Source organism: Spiroplasma sp. hy2 (assembly GCF_044714365.1).
Lineage (GTDB): Bacteria > Bacillota_I > Bacilli_A > Mycoplasmatales > Mycoplasmataceae > Spiroplasma > Spiroplasma phoeniceum.
On the sequence record NZ_RXFZ02000067.1, the window covers coordinates 1 to 5,259 of the forward strand.

Annotated in this window: 6 protein-coding genes; all 6 read left to right on the forward strand. The window is 26.4% G+C overall.

Annotated features, from left to right (window positions below):
- Positions 1 to 173 precede the first annotated feature (173 nt).
- The 6 genes from EHV01_RS03060 to EHV01_RS03085 all read left to right on the forward strand — a co-directional run bounded on the left by EHV01_RS03060 (position 174) and on the right by EHV01_RS03085 (position 5,231).
- Positions 174 to 2,381 carry a hypothetical protein gene (locus EHV01_RS03060; RefSeq protein WP_422066151.1) on the forward strand — a complete coding sequence of 736 codons (2,208 nt, stop codon included), beginning with the start codon at positions 174 to 176 and terminating at the stop codon, positions 2,379 to 2,381.
- Positions 2,382 to 2,926: 545 nt separating this feature from the next.
- Positions 2,927 to 3,577, forward strand: a complete 651-nt coding sequence (locus tag EHV01_RS03065) for a hypothetical protein (RefSeq protein WP_422066152.1) — start codon at positions 2,927 to 2,929, stop codon at positions 3,575 to 3,577.
- Between the two features lie 20 nt (positions 3,578 to 3,597).
- Entirely contained in the window at positions 3,598 to 3,900 is a 303-nt protein-coding gene (locus EHV01_RS03070) for a hypothetical protein (RefSeq protein WP_422066153.1), read from the forward strand.
- The gene (locus tag EHV01_RS03075; RefSeq protein ID WP_422066154.1) at positions 3,849 to 4,142 is read left to right on the forward strand and encodes a hypothetical protein; all 294 of its coding nucleotides are present in this window, start codon (positions 3,849 to 3,851) and stop codon (positions 4,140 to 4,142) included. Before EHV01_RS03070 ends, EHV01_RS03075 begins: the two co-directional genes overlap by 52 nt.
- A 39-nt stretch (positions 4,143 to 4,181) precedes the next feature.
- On the forward strand, positions 4,182 to 4,382 hold the full coding sequence (locus tag EHV01_RS03080; protein ID WP_422066155.1) for a hypothetical protein: 201 nt from the start codon (positions 4,182 to 4,184) through the stop codon (positions 4,380 to 4,382).
- Positions 4,383 to 4,637: 255 nt separating this feature from the next.
- The gene (locus EHV01_RS03085; RefSeq protein ID WP_422066156.1) at positions 4,638 to 5,231 is read left to right on the forward strand and encodes a hypothetical protein; all 594 of its coding nucleotides are present in this window, start codon (positions 4,638 to 4,640) and stop codon (positions 5,229 to 5,231) included.
- Positions 5,232 to 5,259: the final 28 nt, after the last annotated feature.

Consider the following 5,259-nt stretch of genomic DNA (forward strand, 5'->3'; position numbering starts at 1 on the left):
WTAAAATTTAAAGCAAAATCATAATCTTACACAAAATTAGTTTTCAAATTGTCATATTGATGATTTTTTTTATTTCATCAAGAGTTTTCGACAAAATTAAAGAATTTATGTATAAAAGATGAAAATGTGTATAATGATAATAAGTATTAATGTTTGAAAAGAAAGGGATTTACATGCGTAAAATTTTAACACTCCTAACAACATTTCTGACTACAAGTGCTCCGATAGCTAGTGTTATATCATGCGGAACGCCTTCTCCATCAAAAATTGCTGGAAGAGAGAATATTTCAACAGAATTCACTTTAACTAATAATGTTATTGTTACTGATGATAATATGACTGTAGAAGAATCAATTTTTAATCAAACAAAAATTGAAGGAAGGCTTTCTCAAGATTTACTTTTAGATTTTTTTGAAATTACTGATTCGAAAAATATGGTAAAACCGGTTACTGCTAATACACCACAAACTGGATATGTTGTTTTAACAATTCGCCACGATGAAGATATTCCATATATTGGTTCAATTACCGTTCGTTTTACTTTAGTTAAAAAGTCGTCAATGGATATTAGTCAAACTGTTAACTTAGAAAATATATGAGATGTCACAAAATATGAAAATGTTGAGGAATTATATAATGAGATTTGAGAAAAGGCCGTTGGTAGTTTTAAACCAGAAACGCCAATTGATGCAGAAACTTATGATATCTCAGGTTTTCAATTGCCAGACGATTATAATAAAGCATTGCCTGTAACAATGTTTGCTGAATATAATGGCAAAGCAAATACGCCAACAAGTCTTTTTAGTGGGACAATTACAATTAAATTAAGCATTATTAGTTATCGTGCTATGGTTAATTTGAAATTACAGCAGAATAACTTAGAACCACCAAAGTTATATGACTTAGTGTGAAAAGAAGTTAAACAACAGTTTAACGATGATTCGCAAGTTTCAAGTGATTATAATGACTATCAAATTGATTGAAGTACTGTAACAGAACCAAATATTGGTGGTAATACAGAGTTGAATTTTTTAGCAACACCAATTGATGAAAGCATTCATCATTATATGCGAGTTGTTGGATTCATTGTTAAAGATCAAATTGAATTACCACCAACAATAGAATTATCAATTTCAATTATTGTAACTCAACAAGAACGACCAAATGTTGATAAAGATTGAATTTGAAAATTAGTAATGCGTGAAGCAAACATTAATGGTGGTCCAGCATTAACTAATTTTGACACCACAAGTTGACAATCAATATTTAATAAGAATTGACCTAATATTGGGCGAAGAGAAAAAGTTACTTTGCAGGCACTTAATCTTAACACTGACCCAATTTTTAAAGGCAATATTGCAATCACATTAACATTAATTAATCAAGGAATTGATCCTGGGTTATTAGCATTAGACCCAATTTTATTGGCTGAAGATGATAAACACACAACAAACTCAGTTTTAGATTTAGTATGAGATAAACTGATTAATAATAAGGCATGGAATCCGCATTTATCACGTGATTTAGTGAATTTTGAACCTCAAGACCTAGACAGACTAAGTAATGCTTTAAAAGAAACTAAAAAAAGTGGAAAATGAGAAACTTATGTAATGAATATTTCTGGAAAACAAGAGGTTGCTGCTCGTGATTTTAAAGTTACTGTTCACGGTCAAATTAAAATGGTTAATAAGCCAATTGAAGAAAACCCCGTAGTTGATTTATCCTATAAAACTTATCAATTTGTGCCAAGAAAACAAAGTAGTTCAGACAACCAAGTGCCATATTTAGCTCATCAAATTTGAGGCGATATTATTAAAAATCCAATATTTATTGTTGAAGATGAACCAACTTTTGGGCTTTCTAAAATTCAAACGGATTGAAACTACTTTGAGTTAATTTGTCAACAACTAGATGAAGCGATTAATAAATATGATGTAAGTAGTAGTGATAATAAAATTCCTTTAGAGTTGCAGTTTTCATCTAAAAATAATGCTATTTTTACAGGTCAAGTTACTCTTAAATTAAATTTAACCCTAACTGTCCCAATTAAGTTTAATCTTGATTTAACAAGTTCAATGTTGCCAATCTTTATTCGTAGTTTACCAAGAACATTAGCAGATAAAAAAGAATTAGTAAAAAATATGGTTAATGCAATCCTATATGATGGAATCATAAAAAATCCAAGTTTAAAAGGACAACAGCCAAATATTTTATGAGAATTATTATCTTATGATACAGAATCAGAAGAATTCATTGAACAATTTAATTTCCCAACAGAAAATAATCCACAACAAGAATTGATTATTAAGGTTAAAACATCAACTGGCCAATTCGCTAATGGTACATTTATGTTAAAAATAAACTTAATTTATCAACCTTAAAACTCTTCAAAAAAGAAGAGTTTTTTCTTTTATTAGATAGAATAAAAGTTAGGTAGTTCCTAATATTAGAAAACCAGCTGTCTATGCACTAATTTCATATGCATAAAATAAATTTGGTAAATCAAAAATTAGTGCATCTGTAGGCTTAGATATACTATCTGAAACTGACAAGACTAAAAATTTTTCAAAGTCAGTTTCAAACCTAAATAGATTTAGATAGAATATTCAAGATTTTTTATCTAAATTTTAGACCAAATGATTATTTTATTATGTTAATTTTTAAGAAAAATTTAACAGGTATTAAAACTACAAAAAGATAGTTTTATCATATTTTTTAATGTTGAAATAGATATGATAAACTACCTAATTATGATACAATTTTGCATATAAAAATAATTATATTAATTATTAGCTTATTAAAATAATAACAACTAAATAGAAAAAATAAAAAGTTATTAAATATTTAAAATTAATATAGATAGTTAATATTATACAAATAATCAATCTTGGTAATAATTTGAAAATTAATTTATTTTTTAAAATTTATGAATTATGGAAGGAAAATATTTAGTAAAAAAATAAGTATTTTAGTTGAAATAATATTATTTGTATATATTTTAATAACAATAATGCTAATGAAAAATATAGAAAGATTCCAAATCGGAAATAGAATAAAGATTGAAGAAAAAAATAGTGACAATATTGAAGAACCATCGGTCTTAGAATCAAAATCACCAAAAATAACTCCATCTAGGACAGCAACAGTCCCAAAGGTAATACATTCATTAAAAGGAGGAACAGCAGTTGGAAGTCCATCAAATAGAAAAGCATCAGTTGGAAATCCAACGCATAGAAGAACATCAAGCAGAATACCATCAGGAAGAAGAACAAATCCAAGAGAATTTCCACCAATAAAACCAATTGAAGAATCAGGAGGGTCTGGACCATCAGGCCCGCAATCAAGTAGTGCCTCGAATTCTTCGAATTCTTTAAGAAAAGAAAAGACAGTATCATCAACAAGTTTAGAGGAGCAAGTTCAAACATCAAGAGAAGCAGATGAAAATCTAAAGGTACCAAAAAATAACAGTGAAACATTAAATTCACAAGTAGAAGATGAAAATAAAGCGGCTAAATTAAAAGCACTTGAAATTGTAGAGGAACAATTTGAAGAAGTTTTAAAAATAAGACAGAATTAGAATCAAAATTTAAAATAAACTTGGTCAAAACAGAAGCAGAAACAGCAGAATTAAAGTATAAAACAGATGAGTTGGAATTAGTTAAAATAAGGCAAAAATATAATAGTTTACTAGAAAAAATAAAAAGTTTAGAAGAAAAAATTCAAAAAATAGAATTAGAAATAAACAAAAAAAATAGAGAATATGCAGGAGAATTAATTTTTTTCTCACTAATTAACGAAATTGAAAAAAAAAACAATGATGAATTGTGATTAACAATAACGGAAAGTACTTGAAAAATAATAGTTCATTATTTAAAGATAATCCAAAAGAAGTATTTTTAATTGAATTAAAAAATCAAATTACTAGTTTTCATAAGAATGAGTATTTGGGATATTCAATTACTGATGCGGATATAAGTTCTTTGGCATATTTAATTTGAGATTATTTTAGTTATTATTATTATAATTTATTATGGAATTTAAATGCTAATCAAGCTGTAAAAATTACTTCCTATTCTGAATATGACCATGGATATTGAGACCCTGCTGATCCTTCTAAATACAATAAAATTATTGATAAATAAGAAAAAATTCAAGAGAAACTTGATGCAGAGAAACTTGGAATGGAAGAAGAACTTAATAAAGAAAAGCAAGAATTTGTAGAATTAAAAGAAGAATTTGATAATTTAGAATTAGTTTTTATTGAAGAGAAATTTAAATATTTATTAGTATTGGAGGAGGAAAACTTTCATAATACAGATCACTTGAAACATAAAAAAGAAAAATTCGATAAAGTATGATTAGAGCATAGAAGATGTATTTAAAATTAAATAATTTAAATAAAAAAGTCATTTTTCGTTGTAGGAAAATATTAAATTTTTAAATAAAAGACATAATTAATTAAAATTATAATTTGCTATTAGTATCTTTTTAAAAATATTTACAATTATTTTAATAGGTTATGCAAGAAGTCTAATGAAGTAATYGTTGGACAAAGCCGTACACAAATAAAAGATGATGTAAAACCTATTTTAGTACAAGAATTTAAAAATAAATTAGGAGTTGTATCTTTTTGAGAAATGATTAATGAACCTAACCCTTTATTTTTATCAACATCAACCACTTTAAATCCATGACCAACTATGGCAAATTGTTATAAATTACAATTTGATTTAGAAGATAGTTTTAATATTAAATCAAAAGAAAGATGAGCAAATCGTACTCATTGATATGGGATATTAGATGATGATTTAATGACCGCTTATAACAAAGGTAATAAAAAAGTATTACAAGATGCTTTTGATGATATTTTTATTCAATCAGGTCAATCAGCCGTAGATGGTCAATTATCTCAATCTTTACAAGTAGCACAAGGTACACCAACCTTAGAAACATATACCGAAGACCAAAAATCAATTATTGAACAAGTATATTTAGCATGTCATTTTTCTAGTCCTTTTGGTGATAAATCAGATAATGACCAAAATAAAACCCAATCTCTATTAACTAAAACCAAAGACTTAGAAAAACAAGCATATTTACAAGCATATCGTAAGCAATACTATACTAAAATGTTTGATACTGTTTTAAAATATTACTTTAATTTTGTCGAAAACTCTTGATGAAATAAAAAAAATCATCAATATGACAATTTGAAAACTAATTTTGTGTAAGATTATGATTTTGCTTTAAATTTTTTAA